The sequence below is a fragment of the Streptococcus agalactiae ATCC 13813 genome (assembly GCF_000186445.1).
Classification (GTDB): domain Bacteria; phylum Bacillota; class Bacilli; order Lactobacillales; family Streptococcaceae; genus Streptococcus; species Streptococcus agalactiae.
This window is the reverse complement of record NZ_GL636070.1, coordinates 458,232-473,872: the sequence shown is the minus strand read 5'-3', so window position 1 is coordinate 473,872 and position 15,641 is coordinate 458,232. Positions and strand designations below refer to the sequence as shown.

18 protein-coding genes are annotated in these 15,641 nt (G+C 35.4%); 4 read left to right on the top strand and 14 right to left on the bottom strand.

Going from position 1 to position 15,641, the window contains the following annotated elements:
- From HMPREF9171_RS110715 to HMPREF9171_RS110725, 3 genes are all read right to left on the bottom strand, one after another.
- On the bottom strand, positions 1–194 hold a 194-nt coding region (locus HMPREF9171_RS110715; RefSeq protein WP_001292013.1), incomplete at its 3' end, for a MerR family transcriptional regulator.
- Positions 195–320: 126 nt separating this feature from the next.
- Positions 321–908, bottom strand: coding sequence for a 3'-5' exonuclease (locus tag HMPREF9171_RS110720; protein ID WP_000811665.1), 588 nt, complete (start codon positions 906–908; stop codon positions 321–323).
- 43 nt (positions 909–951) lie between these two features.
- Positions 952–1,488 carry a DUF536 domain-containing protein gene (locus HMPREF9171_RS110725; protein WP_000215420.1) on the bottom strand — a complete coding sequence of 179 codons (537 nt, stop codon included), beginning with the start codon at positions 1,486–1,488 and terminating at the stop codon, positions 952–954.
- A gap of 134 nt (positions 1,489–1,622) precedes the next feature.
- Here HMPREF9171_RS110725 and aao point away from each other — a divergent pair, with 134 nt between their 5' ends.
- Positions 1,623–2,795 carry an aminoacetone oxidase gene (aao, locus tag HMPREF9171_RS110730; RefSeq protein WP_000683562.1) on the top strand — a complete coding sequence of 391 codons (1,173 nt, stop codon included), beginning with the start codon at positions 1,623–1,625 and terminating at the stop codon, positions 2,793–2,795.
- Positions 2,796–2,838: 43 nt separating this feature from the next.
- Here aao and HMPREF9171_RS110735 read toward each other — a convergent pair whose 3' ends face one another.
- Complete coding sequence (locus tag HMPREF9171_RS110735; RefSeq protein WP_001005780.1) at positions 2,839–3,603, bottom strand: DUF4931 domain-containing protein; 765 nt, start codon at positions 3,601–3,603, stop codon at positions 2,839–2,841.
- A 176-nt stretch (positions 3,604–3,779) separates the two neighbouring features.
- On the opposite strand from HMPREF9171_RS110735, the gene rpsN reads away from it, so the two are divergent.
- Complete coding sequence (gene rpsN, locus HMPREF9171_RS110740; RefSeq protein ID WP_001085659.1) at positions 3,780–4,049, top strand: 30S ribosomal protein S14; 270 nt, start codon at positions 3,780–3,782, stop codon at positions 4,047–4,049.
- A gap of 361 nt (positions 4,050–4,410) precedes the next feature.
- On the opposite strand, the gene HMPREF9171_RS110745 is transcribed toward rpsN, so the two are convergent.
- From HMPREF9171_RS110745 to tsaB, 4 genes are all read right to left on the bottom strand, one after another.
- Positions 4,411–5,436, bottom strand: a complete 1,026-nt coding sequence (locus HMPREF9171_RS110745; protein ID WP_000902186.1) for a threonine aldolase family protein — start codon at positions 5,434–5,436, stop codon at positions 4,411–4,413.
- Positions 5,437–5,553: 117 nt separating this feature from the next.
- On the bottom strand, positions 5,554–6,564 hold the full coding sequence (gene tsaD / locus HMPREF9171_RS110750; RefSeq protein WP_000655091.1) for a tRNA (adenosine(37)-N6)-threonylcarbamoyltransferase complex transferase subunit TsaD: 1,011 nt from the start codon (positions 6,562–6,564) through the stop codon (positions 5,554–5,556).
- Positions 6,565–6,639: 75 nt separating this feature from the next.
- Positions 6,640–7,047 (bottom strand): ribosomal protein S18-alanine N-acetyltransferase, encoded by a 408-nt coding sequence (gene rimI / locus HMPREF9171_RS110755; protein WP_000445943.1) that lies wholly within the window; start codon positions 7,045–7,047, stop codon positions 6,640–6,642.
- 1 nt (position 7,048) lies between these two features.
- A complete protein-coding gene (tsaB, locus tag HMPREF9171_RS110760) occupies positions 7,049–7,741 on the bottom strand; it encodes a tRNA (adenosine(37)-N6)-threonylcarbamoyltransferase complex dimerization subunit type 1 TsaB (protein WP_000978603.1) in 693 nt (230 codons plus the stop codon).
- Positions 7,742–7,919: 178 nt separating this feature from the next.
- Between tsaB and rpoY the strand changes: the two genes are divergently transcribed.
- Together rpoY and rnjA are read left to right on the top strand one after the other, a co-directional pair.
- A complete protein-coding gene (rpoY, locus tag HMPREF9171_RS110765) occupies positions 7,920–8,150 on the top strand; it encodes a DNA-directed RNA polymerase subunit epsilon (protein WP_000639570.1) in 231 nt (76 codons plus the stop codon).
- Positions 8,151–8,203: 53 nt separating this feature from the next.
- Positions 8,204–9,883, top strand: a complete 1,680-nt coding sequence (rnjA, locus tag HMPREF9171_RS110770) for a ribonuclease J1 (RefSeq protein WP_000065491.1) — start codon at positions 8,204–8,206, stop codon at positions 9,881–9,883.
- A gap of 161 nt (positions 9,884–10,044) precedes the next feature.
- On the opposite strand, the gene HMPREF9171_RS110775 is transcribed toward rnjA, so the two are convergent.
- From HMPREF9171_RS110775 to HMPREF9171_RS110800, 6 genes are all read right to left on the bottom strand, one after another.
- Positions 10,045–10,554: a CHAP domain-containing protein gene (locus HMPREF9171_RS110775; RefSeq protein WP_000392202.1), complete on the bottom strand. Its 510-nt coding sequence runs from the start codon at positions 10,552–10,554 to the stop codon at positions 10,045–10,047.
- Positions 10,555–10,701: 147 nt separating this feature from the next.
- Positions 10,702–12,048 carry a type I glutamate--ammonia ligase gene (gene glnA, locus HMPREF9171_RS110780; RefSeq protein WP_000156224.1) on the bottom strand — a complete coding sequence of 449 codons (1,347 nt, stop codon included), beginning with the start codon at positions 12,046–12,048 and terminating at the stop codon, positions 10,702–10,704.
- A gap of 33 nt (positions 12,049–12,081) precedes the next feature.
- A complete protein-coding gene (locus HMPREF9171_RS110785) occupies positions 12,082–12,453 on the bottom strand; it encodes a MerR family transcriptional regulator (protein ID WP_000664338.1) in 372 nt (123 codons plus the stop codon).
- A gap of 79 nt (positions 12,454–12,532) precedes the next feature.
- Positions 12,533–13,072 carry an FUSC family protein gene (locus tag HMPREF9171_RS110790; RefSeq protein WP_000854122.1) on the bottom strand — a complete coding sequence of 180 codons (540 nt, stop codon included), beginning with the start codon at positions 13,070–13,072 and terminating at the stop codon, positions 12,533–12,535.
- Positions 13,073–13,334: 262 nt separating this feature from the next.
- Positions 13,335–14,531, bottom strand: a complete 1,197-nt coding sequence (locus HMPREF9171_RS110795; RefSeq protein WP_001096753.1) for a phosphoglycerate kinase — start codon at positions 14,529–14,531, stop codon at positions 13,335–13,337.
- 134 nt (positions 14,532–14,665) lie between these two features.
- A complete protein-coding gene (locus HMPREF9171_RS110800; protein WP_000858924.1) occupies positions 14,666–15,535 on the bottom strand; it encodes a 5'-nucleotidase, lipoprotein e(P4) family in 870 nt (289 codons plus the stop codon).
- Positions 15,536–15,641 lie beyond the last annotated feature (106 nt).

Genomic DNA, 15,641 nt, shown 5'->3' with positions numbered 1-15,641 from the left:
GGAATTGAAAAATCTAAATCTCGTAAATAAATAATTTGTCTAAGCTTTTCTAAATCAGCAATACTATAAACCCTCCTACCTCCTTCAGATAGTTCTGATGGGGATAAAATTCCTCTTTTGTCATAGTACTGAACAGTACGAACAGTAACTCCTGCTTCTTTAGCTAAGTCACCAGTGGAATATTTTTCTGACATGTTTCACACCTCCTTTAATATAGTAAACACTTCTTTATCAGAAACACCTTTACTATATCAAATGACCTAAGGTAATAAGCAAGTAATAACGCTAAGTATTTTTAACTTTAAATAAAACTACAACAATTAATCAAACAAATTTCCTAAAGTCGCAAATGGGCTATCAACTGCTACCTCTTTTTGCTGTTTTAAATAGATTTTATTTTCATCCAAGTCCAGAAATTTTTCATAAACACGCGCAGTCATGCGGGCATCCTCTAAGCTATTATGTGCTTTACCCTTTATTCCTAAAAAATCAGCAACAGTAGTCAATTTAAGGTTGACAATACCATTTAAATCTGTACTGCGTCTCACAAAAGCTTCATCATATAAGTCCACCTGATATTGACTAGTTAGATCCAAACCATTTTCAACTAAAAGAGGTAAATCCGATTTATGCCCATTATAACCAATCAGCGGTGTGTCTCCAACAAAACTCTGAAAGTCTGTCAAAACTGTCTCAATTTTAGGAGCCCCTATAATATCTCTAGCTGTAATACCTGTTAAACCATTAATAAAGCTTTGTAATGGAACTTTTGTGTGAACATAAGTATCAAATAAAGCAATCTCTTGATGATTAGAATATTTAACGGCCGACACTTGAATAATGTGGCTATGCTCACCAACCGTGTTAAACTCTAAATCAAAAGCTATATATTCTTGTAATTGTTTCATTATTTCTCCTAAAAAGCGCAAGGAAACTCCTTACGCTTTTATTCTATTTTTTATTGAAGAAACGTCCAAAGAAATTTTTTTTAACAGCTTCTAATTCTTGAATTTTTTCTTCTTTGGCTTCTTGAATCTCCTCAACCTCTGCTTTAGCTTCATTTAACTCAAGTTGCAGACGTTGCGTATCTTCCATAGCAGTTAAAGTCAATTGCTGTTGTTGATCTAATTGCTTATCTTTCTCTGCTATTTGAATATCTTTTACATGTAACTGCTCGTCTTTTGAAGCAATCTGAATATCTTTTGCTTTTAACTGTTCATATAAACGTGTGATTTCAGTATTCTTCTCATCAACGAGAATTTCTAAAAGTTCTCGTCTTGATGCTTCTTCATCAATTGGTTCCTCTTCCAAAATAGTTTTTTTATAGATTTCTTCCAATTTAATCAAGCCATCACGATTAACAACTGTAACGCCTTTACTATTCTTTTCCACACATTCTTCAGGGAGTGTTTTAACTCTGTTATTCATCGCTTGACGACTAACCCCTAAAATTTCAGCTAATTCACTAACCGTCTTTTCAACTGTCATAACTTCCTCTTTTGTACTGATTTTCTTATAAAAGAATATCACAATCCTAATCTAGTGTCAATTTACTGTCAACTTAAAGTGTCAAACAAGACATTTTGACGTCTATTTCTCTATTTATATGCTAGAATAAGATTATGAAGCATTATGACACAATAATTATAGGTGGTGGACCTGCTGGAATGATGGCAGCTATTTCCTCAAATTTTTACGGCAACAAAACACTTCTTATTGAGAAAAATAAACGTTTAGGCAAAAAACTAGCTGGAACAGGTGGTGGCCGCTGTAATGTTACCAATAATGGAAACCTTGATGAGCTCTTAGCTGGTATACCTGGAAATGGCCGTTTCCTATATAGCGTCTTCTCACAATTTGATAACCATGATATTATTAACTTCTTTCAAGACAACGGCGTCACACTTAAAGAAGAAGATCATGGACGTATGTTCCCTACTACTGATAAATCTCGTACTATCATTAACGCCCTTGAAAATAAAATAAAAGAACTTGGTGGTCAAATTATGACTGACACAGAAGTTGTCTCTGTCAAAAAGATAGGAGATTCATTCTATATCAAAACAAAAGATACACAGTTCGCATCCGATAAACTTATCGTAACAACTGGTGGTAAATCCTATCCGTCTACAGGTTCTACTGGTTTCGGTCATGACATTGCTCGTCACTTTAAATTAGAAGTCACAGATATGGAAGCCGCCGAAAGCCCTCTTTTAACTGATTTTCCCCATAAAAAACTACAAGGTATCTCCTTAGATGATGTCACTTTGTCATTTGAAAAGCATATTATTACACACGATCTTCTCTTTACTCATTTTGGTTTATCAGGACCAGCAGCCTTGCGAATTTCTAGCTTTGTCAAAGGCGGAGAAACTATATACCTAGATGTTTTGCCCAATATCTCTGTTAAAGAATTGGAAACACACTTCCAAAATGAAAGAGAAAAATCTTTGAAAAACGCTCTTAAAATACTTCTTCCTGAGCGTTTAGCTGAATTTTACGCTGAAGACTTACCCGAAAAAGTAAAACAAGTATCTGTAAAAGACTTAGAAATGTTAATTCAAAAACTTAAAAAACTTCCTATTTTAGTAACTGGCAAGATGTCTCTAGCAAAATCCTTTGTAACAAAAGGTGGAGTTGATCTTAAAGAAATAAACCCCAAAACACTTGAAAGTAAAAAGGTAGCTGGTTTACATTTTGCTGGTGAAGTCCTAGACATCAATGCTCATACGGGAGGGTTTAACATTACTTCTGCCTTATGTACAGGTTGGGTAGCTGGTAGCTTACACTATTAATACATGAAAGCTGAACAATTCCGTCAGCTTTTTTATATAGAATTTAAAGATAATATTTGGCTCTTAAGGCTTCTTTGATTTTTTCCAATTCATCTGGTAAATTTACCTGATGAATAGCATACCCAATCTGATAAGGGGATACTATAAAACGAGGAACAATTTTACAAATAAGACCCCCATCATGCTTATAGAAAAAGAGATTATAAGATTTACAGCGCCCTCCCAAGAATTCATTTAAAATATAATGACACAAAATTGGTAAACTATCTGCAATCAAAATAGCGTTTTCCAATTTGGATACTTTAATTGTGAACTCTGTGAAATCAAGCATAGGACGATTGGCAATACTAATCTCTGCTTGTTGACTCGTTTCCGAACAAACCTCGATACCATCAAACCAATCTAAGTTCAACGTTTCATAAGCATCTACGTTTTTTAAGCCAACAATTTGGCTATGAGGATGTCGTAAACTTCCTCCAGATAAGGGCCCAAAATTTCGATAAAGAACGACCGAACGGTAATGACCACTTTCTTCCATTAATTGCCATTTTGACAAAAGATAATCTAACAATTGGCGCATCTTTGACTCACTATAAACTGAAATATCCCCATTGTGATCATTTGATTCAATCACCAATGTTTGATAGGTTTCTTCTAAAGTTGGGTATTTATTTTCTACCCAGATCATATCGTCTTTCACGTCTAGGATTTTTCCTAATTGGCTTTTATCACAAAATGGACATTTGTCTTTATTACTGGGTTTTTGTTTCGCGATATTAGGGTTAAATCGGATATATCTTTCATTCATACTGTTATTGTAACACATTCATCACCATTACAATATAATACTTATCCAGTTAACATTTTCCTTGCATTCTTAGCTGAAAAGAGTATAATAGAATCATGTCTTGTTTACTGGTTAATTACCAGTTAACTAGGCACCCTGTTTTGGGATAGAAAAATCTTTTTGGGAAAGGAGAAATCATGGCTAAGAAATCAAAAATTGCTAAATTTCAAAAACAGCAAAAACTCGTAGAACAATATGCTGAACTACGTCGTGAGTTAAAAGAAAAGGGTGATTACGAAGCACTTCGTAAACTTCCTAAAGATTCTAACCCTAACCGACTTAAAAATCGTGATTTAATCGATGGCCGTCCTCACGCTTACATGCGTAAATTCGGTATGAGTCGTATTAACTTCCGTAACCTAGCTTACAAAGGCCAAATTCCTGGCATTAAAAAAGCAAGCTGGTAATTCGTGAAGACAAATAGTTACTTTTTATGACTATTCTATTGAGTGTGGACGAGTAGTTAATACATTGTAATTATTTAATCTGTTGAGTATTTACTCAGCTATTACAAACTTCTTCAAAATTTTATTATCATAGGAATGTAGGATCTCATCAATCCTTAAATGACTAATAATAAAAGATGAAAAAATTTTTCTTATCTCAAATCATAGATGCCAATTTATTTATTTTCAAAAAGCCCGGTATGCCAAGATACCGAGCTTTTTATTATTATAAATACTGATAAAATTCTTTTAGTTAATTCCCAAAAACAAGACTATTATTTTGTAATAGTCACTACTGAATAATATTTCTTTTATTAAAAACTCACAAGACATTTCTTAAAGCAGTTACATCTTCGCGACTAGTTGACCAACTAGTTGCTAGACGTATTACAGTATGATGGTCATCATATTTTTCCCAAAAACTATAAGCTACATTCTTTGCTAAATCTGCTAGTTTTGTATTTTCTACAATAATAAATTGTTGATTAGTTGGTGATTTTAAATAGAATGAGTAACCTTTTTCTTCTAAAATGATTTTTAATTCCTCTGCTAAGTCGATCGCATGCTTTCCAATTTTTAAGTAAAGGTTATCCGTAAAGAAACGATCAAAAGCAAGCCCCAGCAATCTTCCCTTGGCTAATAACGCACCATGCTGCTTTACAATTGTAGTAAACTGTTTTGGACGATTTTTCTTTGTGAAAACAACTGCTTCCCCAGCAAGAGCCCCCATTTTGGTTCCACCAATATAAAAAACATCTGATAAGGCTGCAATCGTTGGGAAATCAACATCTGTATCTTTCGCAGCCAAACCATACCCCAGACGAGCACCGTCAATAAATAAGGGGATTTGATAATGTTTACAAATCTTCGACAACTCTTCTAGTTCTGCTTTACTATAAAGTGTTCCATATTCTGTTGGATGTGATATATAAACCATTCCTGGAAAAACCATGTGTTGGTAATTACCATCAGCATAAAAAGTCTCAATATAAGTTGCAACTTCGCTTGCGAGTAATTTCCCATTATGAGAAGGTAAAGTCAATACCTTATGACCTGAAAATTCTATGGCTCCTGCTTCATGACTACTCACATGACCTGTTTCTGCAGCAATAACTCCTTCATAAGAAGCAAGCATACTACTGATAACTACTTGATTTGTTTGAGTACCACCCACTAAAAACTCAACTTCAGCTTGTGGACAGGAACAGACTTCTCGAATTTTATCTGCCGCTTGTTGACAGTAACTATCTGTCCCATATCCCGATAGACCTTGATCATTAGTTTCAATAAGGGCATTTAAAAGCTCTGGATGAGCTCCTTTATTATAATCATTTTCAAAATGTAACATTCCTTAACTCCTTTATTAGTTAAAAAATAGCGACAATATCATTTGCTAATTTTTTGAATATTCAATTATTATACCAAATAAAAAATATCAAAACAAGCGTTTTGATATTATGAACACCTATAAACTCTCAAAAGCTAAGCTAGGTTTGGCATTCAATTTTAAAGAAGCAAAATTCTCTTTTTCAAACTCTATCGCTGCTGCTAATGCAATCATTCCTGCATTATCTCCGCATAATCTAAGAGGAGGAATAACCACATCAATATCAGGAGAAATATCAGTAGCCAAGCGTCCCCGAAGCCCTTGATTAGCTGCAACTCCACCAGCAACGACTAAAGTTTTCACTGGATACTTTAACAAAGCTTTTTGAGTTTTAGCCAATAAAATATCCAAAACAGCCGCCTGAAAGGAAGCACATAAATCTTCAAGAACCAATGCTTCACCCTTTTGTTCTGCATTATGATGTAAATTGATAAATGCAGATTTTAATCCAGAAAAAGAAAATTCAAGATGATCTTCTTTGATCATCGCTCTAGGAAAATGGTAAGTATCTTGACCCTTATGAGCTAACTGATCAATCTCGCGACCTGCTGGATAAGTTAAGCCCATAACACGGCCTACTTTATCATAAGCTTCTCCAACAGCATCATCCCGAGTTTCTCCTACTATTTTGTAATCTCCCGGTTCAGAAACATATACTAATTCTGTATGTCCTCCACTGACAAGCAAAGCTAACAATGGGTATTGAAGTTCCTTAACGTCACGTGCTGCCATTAAATGACCTGCCATGTGGTTTACAGGAATTAGAGGTAATTTATTTGCCCAAGCGAAAGCTTTTGCTGCAGCCATACCTACCAATAAGGCTCCTACTAATCCCGGACCATATGTTACAGCAACAGCATCCAAATCGCTAGCAACAATACCTGCTTCTTGAAGAGCATCCTCAAAACAGGTTGTTACTACTTCAACGTGATGACGGCTTGCCACTTCAGGAACAACACCACCAAAACGTTTGTGACTTTCAACTTGACTTGCAATAATATTAGCTAGTAACTCTTTATCATTTTTTAAAATAGCAACACTAGTTTCATCACATGAACTTTCCACTGCTAAAATATATCTATCTTTCATAATGATATTAATCCATCAATATCGTCTTTTCCATTAGTATTGAGGACTATTCATATCCTTTCTATCATCAACTATTTATCCCTTGCGCATCACTATAGCATCTTCAATTGGATCATGATAATAATTTTTGCGCTTTCCTAAAACTACAAAACCACACCTCTCATAAAGTTTTTGTGCTACGATATTTGAATAACGAACCTCAAGAAAAACTGGCACCTCTATATCAGCGATCATTGACATTAACTGGTAAGCATAACCTTTACCTTGATAATTTTTTTTAACAGCAATATTAGTGATTTCTACTTCACCTACCAATTGTTGAAGAGCCAAAAAACCAATGACTTCACCGTCATTATAAACAAAAAAATAATCTGTTGAATCTTTTTTTAAATCTTCTGAAATCTGCGATAAACTCCACGGAGATTTGTCATAGACATCAGATAGTACGCTCCATATAGCCAGTGCTTGTTCTGATGATTCCATCTCAAACTCTCTTAATATATTCTTCTGTATTCGTTTCACAGTGGTTTTTTAACCAATTTTCCTCAGCTTCAACACGTTTTAAGTATCGTGGAACAAACGCATCTACATTAACGCTTTCCATTTTTTGTCCTTTGCGTCCGATTGCCACTGCACAAGGTAAAGTTTCTGTAATTTTAGCATGTGGTAAGGCTTTCTTAATCTGATCAAAAAATGCTGCAACCTCTCCGACAAAATGAACATTGGCTTTATTCCCCACCTCTTGTAAGACTTCTTCAAGAGAAGTGTGACAGTCTGGTTTAACAGTATCACCATTTTGATAGAAACCAACATAAACATTGTTACGTCGTGCATCTATAAGTGGTACCAACAAATCATTTTCTGAAAATCCATTTGTTAAAGCGTACAGGCTAGATACTCCAACTAAGTCAATCTTAAGCGTATAAGCTAGCATTTTTGCTGTAGCAACAGCTACACGTAAGCCCGTATAAGATCCTGGACCCTCTGCTACTACGATACGGTCCAAATCTTGAGGTTCTAAATCAATTGATTGCATTAAAAAATCAATGGCTGGCATCAAATTAATGCTATGATTCTTTTTGATATTGATAGTGACAGTCGCTAAACATTCCATATTGTTTAGTACAGCCACTGATAGTGCTTTGCTTGAAGTATCAAAGGCTAAAACTTTCATCATTTAACTTCCCTTACTTGATTCTACCTCTTATTTTATGATATAATCATGATAATTGCAACGAATCAAGGTTAATTCTATTACTCTATAAAAACTTAATAATGGTTTGTCATTGTCTCACTTAACGGCATTGACCCATTTTTTTATAGTTAGAAAAACCGAGAGATAAGAAAGGATTATTATGATTTATAAAGTTTTCTATCAAGAAACAAAAGAACGCAACCCACGTCGTGAGCAAACCAAAACACTTTACGTTACTATTGATGCAGCTAATGAATTAGAAGGTCGCATTGCTGCACGTAAACTAGTTGAAGAAAATACAGCTTACAATATCGAATTCATCGAGTTACTTTCAGACAAACACCTTGAATATGAAAAAGAAACTGGTGTTTTCGAGCTCACTGAGTTCTAGAAAGGAGTTAAACATAATAGCTAGAGTAATCTACCCATTATGATAAACTTATTATGTCAAATATCAACTTAAAACCCGAAGAAGTTGGGGTTTATGCGATTGGTGGTCTCGGTGAAATCGGAAAAAATACTTACGGTATCGAATATCAAGACGAAATTATTATTGTAGACGCTGGTATTAAATTCCCTGAAGATGATCTTTTGGGAATAGATTATGTTATCCCAGACTATTCATATATCGTTGAAAACATTGACCGTATCAAGGCCCTTGTTATAACTCATGGGCACGAGGACCACATCGGTGGTATTCCTTTTCTATTAAAACAAGCTAATTTACCGATTTATGCAGGCCCTCTCGCTCTTGCTCTAATCAAAGGTAAGTTAGAAGAACATGGTTTACTTCGTGACGCTACATTATACGAAATCCACGCTAATACAGAGCTGACTTTTAAAAACTTAAACGTTACATTTTTCCGCACTACTCACTCCATTCCTGAACCATTAGGTATTGTTATTCATACCCCTCAAGGTAAGGTTATTTGTACAGGTGACTTCAAATTTGACTTTACACCTGTTGGGGAGCCAGCTGACTTACATCGTATGGCTGCTCTAGGTGAAGACGGTGTCCTCTGCCTTTTATCAGACTCAACAAATGCTGAAGTTCCAACCTTCACTAATTCCGAAAAAATTGTTGGGCAATCTATTATGAAGATTATCGAAGGTATCGAGGGACGTATTATTTTCGCCTCTTTTGCTTCAAACATCTTCCGACTCCAACAGGCTGCTGAAGCTGCTGTTAAAACTGGTCGTAAAATTGCTGTTTTTGGACGGTCAATGGAAAAGGCAATTGTTAACGGTATTGAAATTGGCTATATTAAAGTTCCAAAAGGTACCTTCATTGAGCCAAGCGAACTTAAAAATCTTCATGCTAGTGAAGTTTTAATTATGTGTACAGGTAGTCAAGGTGAGTCTATGGCAGCACTTGCTCGTATCGCTAACGGTACTCATCGTCAAGTTACTTTGCAACCTGGTGATACTGTGATTTTCTCATCAAGCCCAATCCCTGGTAATACAACAAGTGTCAATAAATTAATCAATACCATTCAAGAAGCTGGTGTCGATGTTATTCATGGTAAAATTAACAATATCCATACCTCCGGCCATGGTGGTCAACAAGAACAAAAATTAATGTTACGCTTGATTAAACCAAAGTATTTCATGCCCGTACACGGTGAGTATCGCATGCAAAAAGTCCATGCTGGTTTAGCAGTTGACACAGGTATTCCTAAAGAGAATATCTTCATTATGGAAAACGGTGATGTTTTAGCTTTAACGAGCGACTCTGCTCGCATTGCTGGACATTTCAATGCTCAAGATATCTACGTTGATGGGAATGGTATTGGCGATATTGGTGCGGCAGTTCTACGTGACCGCCACGACTTATCTGAAGATGGTGTTGTCCTTGCCGTTGCTACCGTTGATTTCGATTCAAAAATGATTTTAGCTGGACCAGACATTCTTAGTCGAGGCTTTATCTATATGAGAGAATCTGGGGACCTTATTCGCGAAAGCCAACATATCTTATTCAATGCTATTCGTATTGCACTGAAAAATAAAGATGCAAGTATCCAATCAGTAAATGGAGCTATTGTTAATGCCTTACGACCATTCTTATATGAAAAAACTGAGCGTGAGCCTATCATTATTCCTATGGTCCTTACCCCTGATAAATAAACAAAAGAACGGAAAATACCTTCTCCGTTCTTTTTAATTGCCTATATTAGCAAAATAAGTTAATATAGCAAATTACTTCTGGGATAACTATAGAATATAAAAGAACTCCATCCAAACAGTATCGTACTTTTATACCGTCTATGTGAGGAGTTCTTTATAGATTAATTCGGATAAATGTAGCTGACTACCCCTGGTGTTACTGTATTTTGTGGATCAAACCAACCACGATAATTATCAATCCATTGATGACCTGCATAATTAGATTCTAAAACCTGAATTTTATTAGTGACAGGATCTACAGCTGTAACATAAGCCACATGTCCATAACTACCATCAGTCCAACATACGATAGAACCCACGCGAGGTTGTGTTCCTACTGTATAACCAGCTGATGCAGCGCTCGCAGCCCAATCACCACCGTTTCCCCACCAGTTACCTGCCCATGTTGCCATCTCCTTTACACCCCATGTGCATTGACCTAGTGGAAACGTATTACTAGCTGGATGTGCTTGAGCAATTTCCTCCGCACTTGCTAGATAGTCTACATCTACTGCATAGTTATATGTATTCGCATCTGCATTTGTTGAAGCAAATGAAAAAGCGGACACCAAAGCCACTGTTCCAAGCATTGTTTTAGACTTTAATTGTTTTATGTTCATGTTTTCCTCCATCTGATGACTCCTAGTTTATCAAATCCATATAACAAATAAATGAAAACCTGTAACAAGTTTTAGGCAATTTTTTACAATAATTTACAAAAAAACTAGTTTTAGACTTTACAAAATAAAGCCTAAAACTAGTTATAAACGTTCTTATGATTAATATAAATCTAGGTAATTATCAATTTCCCATTGTGAAACATAAGTCGCATAACTTGCCCATTCAATACGCTTAGCATCTAAGAAATTAGTATAGATATGAGTTCCTAGGGCCGCTTTTACCACTTCATCTTCTTCAAGTGCTTTAAGAGCATTATGAAGAGTAGATGGTAAATCAACAATACCTGCTTGACGACGTTCTTCTACAGTCATAGCATAGATATTTGTCTCAATTGGTTCTGGTGCTTCAATTTTATTCTCGATTCCCTCAAGTCCTGATCCCAAAAGTACTGATAAAGCATGATAAGGATTTGCTGTTGGGTCAACCGAGCGCAATTCTAGACGTGTTCCCATACCTCGAGATGCAGGTACACGAATAAGTGGCGAACGATTGCGACCTGCCCAAGCAATGTAAACTGGTGCTTCGTATCCTGGTACCAAACGTTTATAAGAATTAACAGTTGGATTAATGATAGCTGTGTAATTGTAAGCGTGTTTCATTAACCCACCTAAAAAGTAGTAGGCATCCTCTGATAATTGCATTCCACGTGGATCTTCTGGATCAAAGAAAGCATTGTTCCCTTCATTATCAAAAAGAGACATATTACAATGCATACCTGAACCATTGATACCAAACTTAGGTTTTGCCATAAAAGTAGCATATAAACCATGCTTACGAGCAATTGTTTTAACAACCAATTTAAATAATTGAATATTGTCACAGGCTTTTAAAACATCATCATATTTAAAGTCAATTTCATGCTGTCCAACTGCTACTTCATGATGACTAGCTTCAACTTCAAAGCCCATTTGTGTTAAGACATTAACAATTTCACGACGTGTATTATCTGCTAAGTCTGTTGGAGCTAAGTCGAAGTAGCCTCCTTTGTCATTAACATCAAGTGTTGGGTTACCATTTTCATCCATTTTAAATAGGAAAAATTCAGGTTCTGGTCCTAAGTTAAATGACTTATAGCCCATCTCTTGCATACGTTTCATATTACGCTTAAGATTTCCACGTGGATCTCCGGCAAAAGGTTCTCCTTCTGCTGTATAGATATCACAGATTAGACCTGCAACAGCTCCATTTTCATCTCCCCAAGGAAAGACAATCCAAGTATCTAAATCAGGATATAAATACATATCAGATTCGTTGATACGAACAAAGCCCTCAATAGAAGATCCATCAAACATTGCTTTATTTGATAAAACTTTGTCTAATTGTTCATCTGTAGCCGGAATTTCGACATTTTTCATTACTCCTAAGATATCTGTGAACATCAAACGGAGGAAGGTAACATTTTTTTCCTTAACTTCGCGACGAATATCTTCTGCTGTGATAGTCATATAGTCTCCTTAATATCTAGCTTGACTGCATGTTTACAAATGCATATTTCCAATGTGCTGTGAAGGACTTGAAAAACGCCCTTGATTACGGAGCTCATCTTGTAAAAGTCGACGAACCTCGGCATCTGATAATGACTTTTGTTTCTCTTTGGACTTATGTTGTCTTTGCATGTATTCATTTTTAATATCAGAAATATGCAAACCATCGCTAATGAAGTCTTTTATTTCCAGTAAGCGGTCCATATCATTCAGTGAAAACATGCGGCGGTTACCTTCAGTACGTTCAGGTGTGATTAACCCTTGATCCTCATAATAGCGAATTTGTCTGGCAGTCAAATCTGTCAACTTCATAACAGCTCCAATTGGGAATACAGCCATTGTACGCCTAAGTTCTCTTTCTTTCATGATGGCCTCCTTTCATTAAACCATTATAAACTTTAAAAAGTTTGATGTCAACTCTCATGTGAGATTTTATGACATCAAACTATAATTTGTTATTTTTTAGTTTTTTCCGAAGTATTTCAATATCTGTATTAACCATCATTGCAATAAAAACACCACAAAAAGTTTCAAAAATACGTGCAAAAACATATAGAATTGTCTCTCTGCTTGGGATTGATAAAGTTATAATAAGTAATGCGGCTGTCCCCCCAATAATACCTGATTTATTGTTACAAGCAACATTAATCATGATACATAACATGGTACAAATAGGAACAATTAATAATGTAACCCAAAAAGCTTGATGAAATATCTCATTGAATGCAAAAAATACTAAGGAGAGTAAGCCACCTATACTATTACCAATAATTCTAGAAAAACCAAAGTGCACGCTTTTATCAAAGTCTTCTCTTAAACTAAATACAGCAGTTAGAGCACCAATTTGAAGCCCTTTCCAACCAAATAAATGAAAAACCAATAAAACTAAAAAGACCGATAAGCCTGTTTTAAATGTTCTCATTCCCAATTTAAACTTTTTAATATCAAATTTGTAATTAGATAATAATTTTTTTAACGTTTTCATACCCATCCCTTCACTATATATTCTAACATATCAATCCATAAAACCCTTTTTGTAAACGTTTTATTTATTACTAGTATATCTTTTATAAACCAATTTATATGAAATCGTCATAAACTTTTGAAAATTGCAGTGTCAACCAAATACCACTATATCTAAAAATTAGTAAATGATAAATGAAGTCAAGGAAAGTTCAATAACTCTACATTATCAACTAAAAAAAGACATGCATCAGCATGTCCTTTAATATAAATTATGATGACTATTATTTTTCAGTCAATGCTGCCAAACCTGGTAATACTTTACCTTCGAGCAATTCCATGCTTGCTCCACCACCAGTAGAGATCCATGAGAATTTGTCAGCACGGCCAAGGTTGATAGCAGCTGCTGCTGAATCACCACCACCGATGATTGATTTAACGCCTGGTTGTTTAACGATAGCGTCCATTACACCGATTGTACCAGCTTGGAAGTCAGGGTTTTCAAAAACACCCATAGGTCCGTTCCATACAACTGTTTTAGCACCAGTAAGTGCTTCATCAAATTTAGCGATTGATTTAGGACCGATGTCAAGACCAAGGAACCCTTCTGAAACTGCTTCACCTTCAGTGTCGCGAACTTCAGTATAACCAGCAAATGCGTTTGCTTCTTTTGAGTCAACTGGCAAGATCAATTTACCGTTTGATTTTTCAAGGAGGTCTTTAGCAACATCCAATTTGTCTTCTTCTACAAGTGAGTTACCGATTTCGATACCTTGAGCTTTGTAGAATGTGTAAGTCATACCACCACCGATAAGAACTTTATCAGCTTTTTCAAGAAGGTTTTCGATAACACCAATCTTATCAGAAACTTTTGAGCCACCAAGAATAGCTACGAATGGGCGTTCTGGAGTTTCAACTGCTTCTTGGATGTAAGCAATTTCGTTTTCAAGAAGGAAACCAGCTACAGCTTTTTCAACGTTTGCTGAAATACCTACGTTTGATGCATGAGCACGGTGTGCTGTACCAAATGCATCGTTAACGAAGATTCCATCTCCAAGTGAAGCCCAGTATTTACCAAGTTCTTCGTCATTCTTAGATTCTTTCTTACCGTCAACATCTTCAAAACGAGTGTTTTCAACCAAAAGAACTTGTCCATCTTCCAAAGCATTGATTGCTTCTTCTAATTTTGCACCACGAGTAACACCTGGGAATACAACATCTTGACCAAGTTTAGCAGCTAAATCAGCAGCTACCGGTGCAAGTGATTTTCCTTCTTTGTCAGCTTCTTCTTTAACACGTCCAAGGTGAGAGAAGAGGATAGCACGACCACCTTGTTCGATGATATACTTGATTGTTGGAAGAGCCGCAGTGATACGGTTGTCGTTAGTGATAACGCCGTCTTTCAAAGGCACATTAAAGTCAACACGAACGAGGACTTTTTTACCTTTCAAATCAACGTCTTTAACAGTCAATTTAGCCATTAGTAAAACTCCTTATATAATTTGATATTATTTATTATAACATATTTTTGTGAACAGTTGTAATTATTGATTACTTTTTCACAAATAGATTTCATAGATTTTCCTAGTTGTTTTCAAGATGATTCGTATACTTATTAATCATACGAATGCAACATTTTTTGTCGTTCTTTCAATTGTTTTTGAACATCCAGATGTTTTCCTTGATAAATAGCACTTTCCCAAGAACCGTACATAGGATTTGGGAAAACAATAAATTTACTACCAAACTCACTTTGAAGTTTAGTTAGTAGTTGTTCTCTATCTGTACTAGATGATTTAGAAAAATCAGCAAAATCAACTAAATTATCTCCAAAAAGCATAATTAAATTGGTATCTTTTTGAACTGCCTGACGGCGACTCTCTTTAGATTTCATTCCTTTTTTAAGGAAAAGCAAGTGGTCTTTCCCTTGAACAGGTATACCTTCCTTCTCTAAATTTTCTTTAGTCGCATCAACTTGAGCATCTGTACGATCTGAGACATAATAAATTTTTATTCCCTTTTCATTAGCATACTTCAAAAATTCTTTGGCACCCGCAACAGCCTTAGCTGATTTCTTTTGCACCCATTTATCCCAACTCTCTGGCGTGAAACTAGAGCCATCTTTAATATTCTTTGCTTGATATGGGCTATTATCTAAAACTGTTTCATCTAAATCTAAGATAATTGAATATGGTTTTTCACTGGGCTTTTGTAACCAATCATCTAACTTCATTTTAGCAACATTATAACCTTGTAAATATAAAGCCTTGGCTTCTGCAGAATTTTGATACCAAAGGACAGACATAGTGTTTTCCTTAGCCAACAGTTTATTAGAACTTAGAGAAATATTTTTAAATTTCGTCTTTTGCTCCACCTTATCTGGAGACATATCAGCTTTTTTAGTGCTGTGGTTTGACTGACATGCTGTCATCATAAATGCAGCAACAGATAACGATAAAACTGAAAAAACTTTTGTAGTCTTCATAAAACTTCTCCTCTATATTTTTTCAATTAAATCATACCACTGCTTACTTTCAAAATCAAACCTTATTTTAACTTATAGCCAATATAATTCAGTTTTCACTTCTTTT

Bases quoted from the DNA above. Each gene is read 5' to 3' on its own strand.
- HMPREF9171_RS110720 (WP_000811665.1), bottom strand. From the start codon at position 908: ATGAAACAATTACAAGAATATATAGCTTTTGATTTAGAGTTTAACACG.
- HMPREF9171_RS110725 (WP_000215420.1), bottom strand. From the start codon at position 1,488: ATGACAGTTGAAAAGACGGTTAGTGAATTAGCTGAAATTTTAGGGGTT.
- aao (WP_000683562.1), top strand. From the start codon at position 1,623: ATGAAGCATTATGACACAATAATTATAGGTGGTGGACCTGCTGGAATG.
- HMPREF9171_RS110735 (WP_001005780.1), bottom strand. From the start codon at position 3,603: ATGAATGAAAGATATATCCGATTTAACCCTAATATCGCGAAACAAAAA.
- rpsN (WP_001085659.1), top strand. From the start codon at position 3,780: ATGGCTAAGAAATCAAAAATTGCTAAATTTCAAAAACAGCAAAAACTC.
- HMPREF9171_RS110745 (WP_000902186.1), bottom strand. From the start codon at position 5,436: ATGTTACATTTTGAAAATGATTATAATAAAGGAGCTCATCCAGAGCTT.
- tsaD (WP_000655091.1), bottom strand. From the start codon at position 6,564: ATGAAAGATAGATATATTTTAGCAGTGGAAAGTTCATGTGATGAAACT.
- rimI (WP_000445943.1), bottom strand. From the start codon at position 7,047: ATGGAATCATCAGAACAAGCACTGGCTATATGGAGCGTACTATCTGAT.
- tsaB (WP_000978603.1), bottom strand. From the start codon at position 7,741: ATGATGAAAGTTTTAGCCTTTGATACTTCAAGCAAAGCACTATCAGTG.
- rpoY (WP_000639570.1), top strand. From the start codon at position 7,920: ATGATTTATAAAGTTTTCTATCAAGAAACAAAAGAACGCAACCCACGT.
- rnjA (WP_000065491.1), top strand. From the start codon at position 8,204: ATGTCAAATATCAACTTAAAACCCGAAGAAGTTGGGGTTTATGCGATT.
- HMPREF9171_RS110775 (WP_000392202.1), bottom strand. From the start codon at position 10,554: ATGGAGGAAAACATGAACATAAAACAATTAAAGTCTAAAACAATGCTT.
- glnA (WP_000156224.1), bottom strand. From the start codon at position 12,048: ATGACTATCACAGCAGAAGATATTCGTCGCGAAGTTAAGGAAAAAAAT.
- HMPREF9171_RS110785 (WP_000664338.1), bottom strand. From the start codon at position 12,453: ATGAAAGAAAGAGAACTTAGGCGTACAATGGCTGTATTCCCAATTGGA.
- HMPREF9171_RS110790 (WP_000854122.1), bottom strand. From the start codon at position 13,072: ATGAAAACGTTAAAAAAATTATTATCTAATTACAAATTTGATATTAAA.
- HMPREF9171_RS110795 (WP_001096753.1), bottom strand. From the start codon at position 14,531: ATGGCTAAATTGACTGTTAAAGACGTTGATTTGAAAGGTAAAAAAGTC.
- HMPREF9171_RS110800 (WP_000858924.1), bottom strand. From the start codon at position 15,535: ATGAAGACTACAAAAGTTTTTTCAGTTTTATCGTTATCTGTTGCTGCA.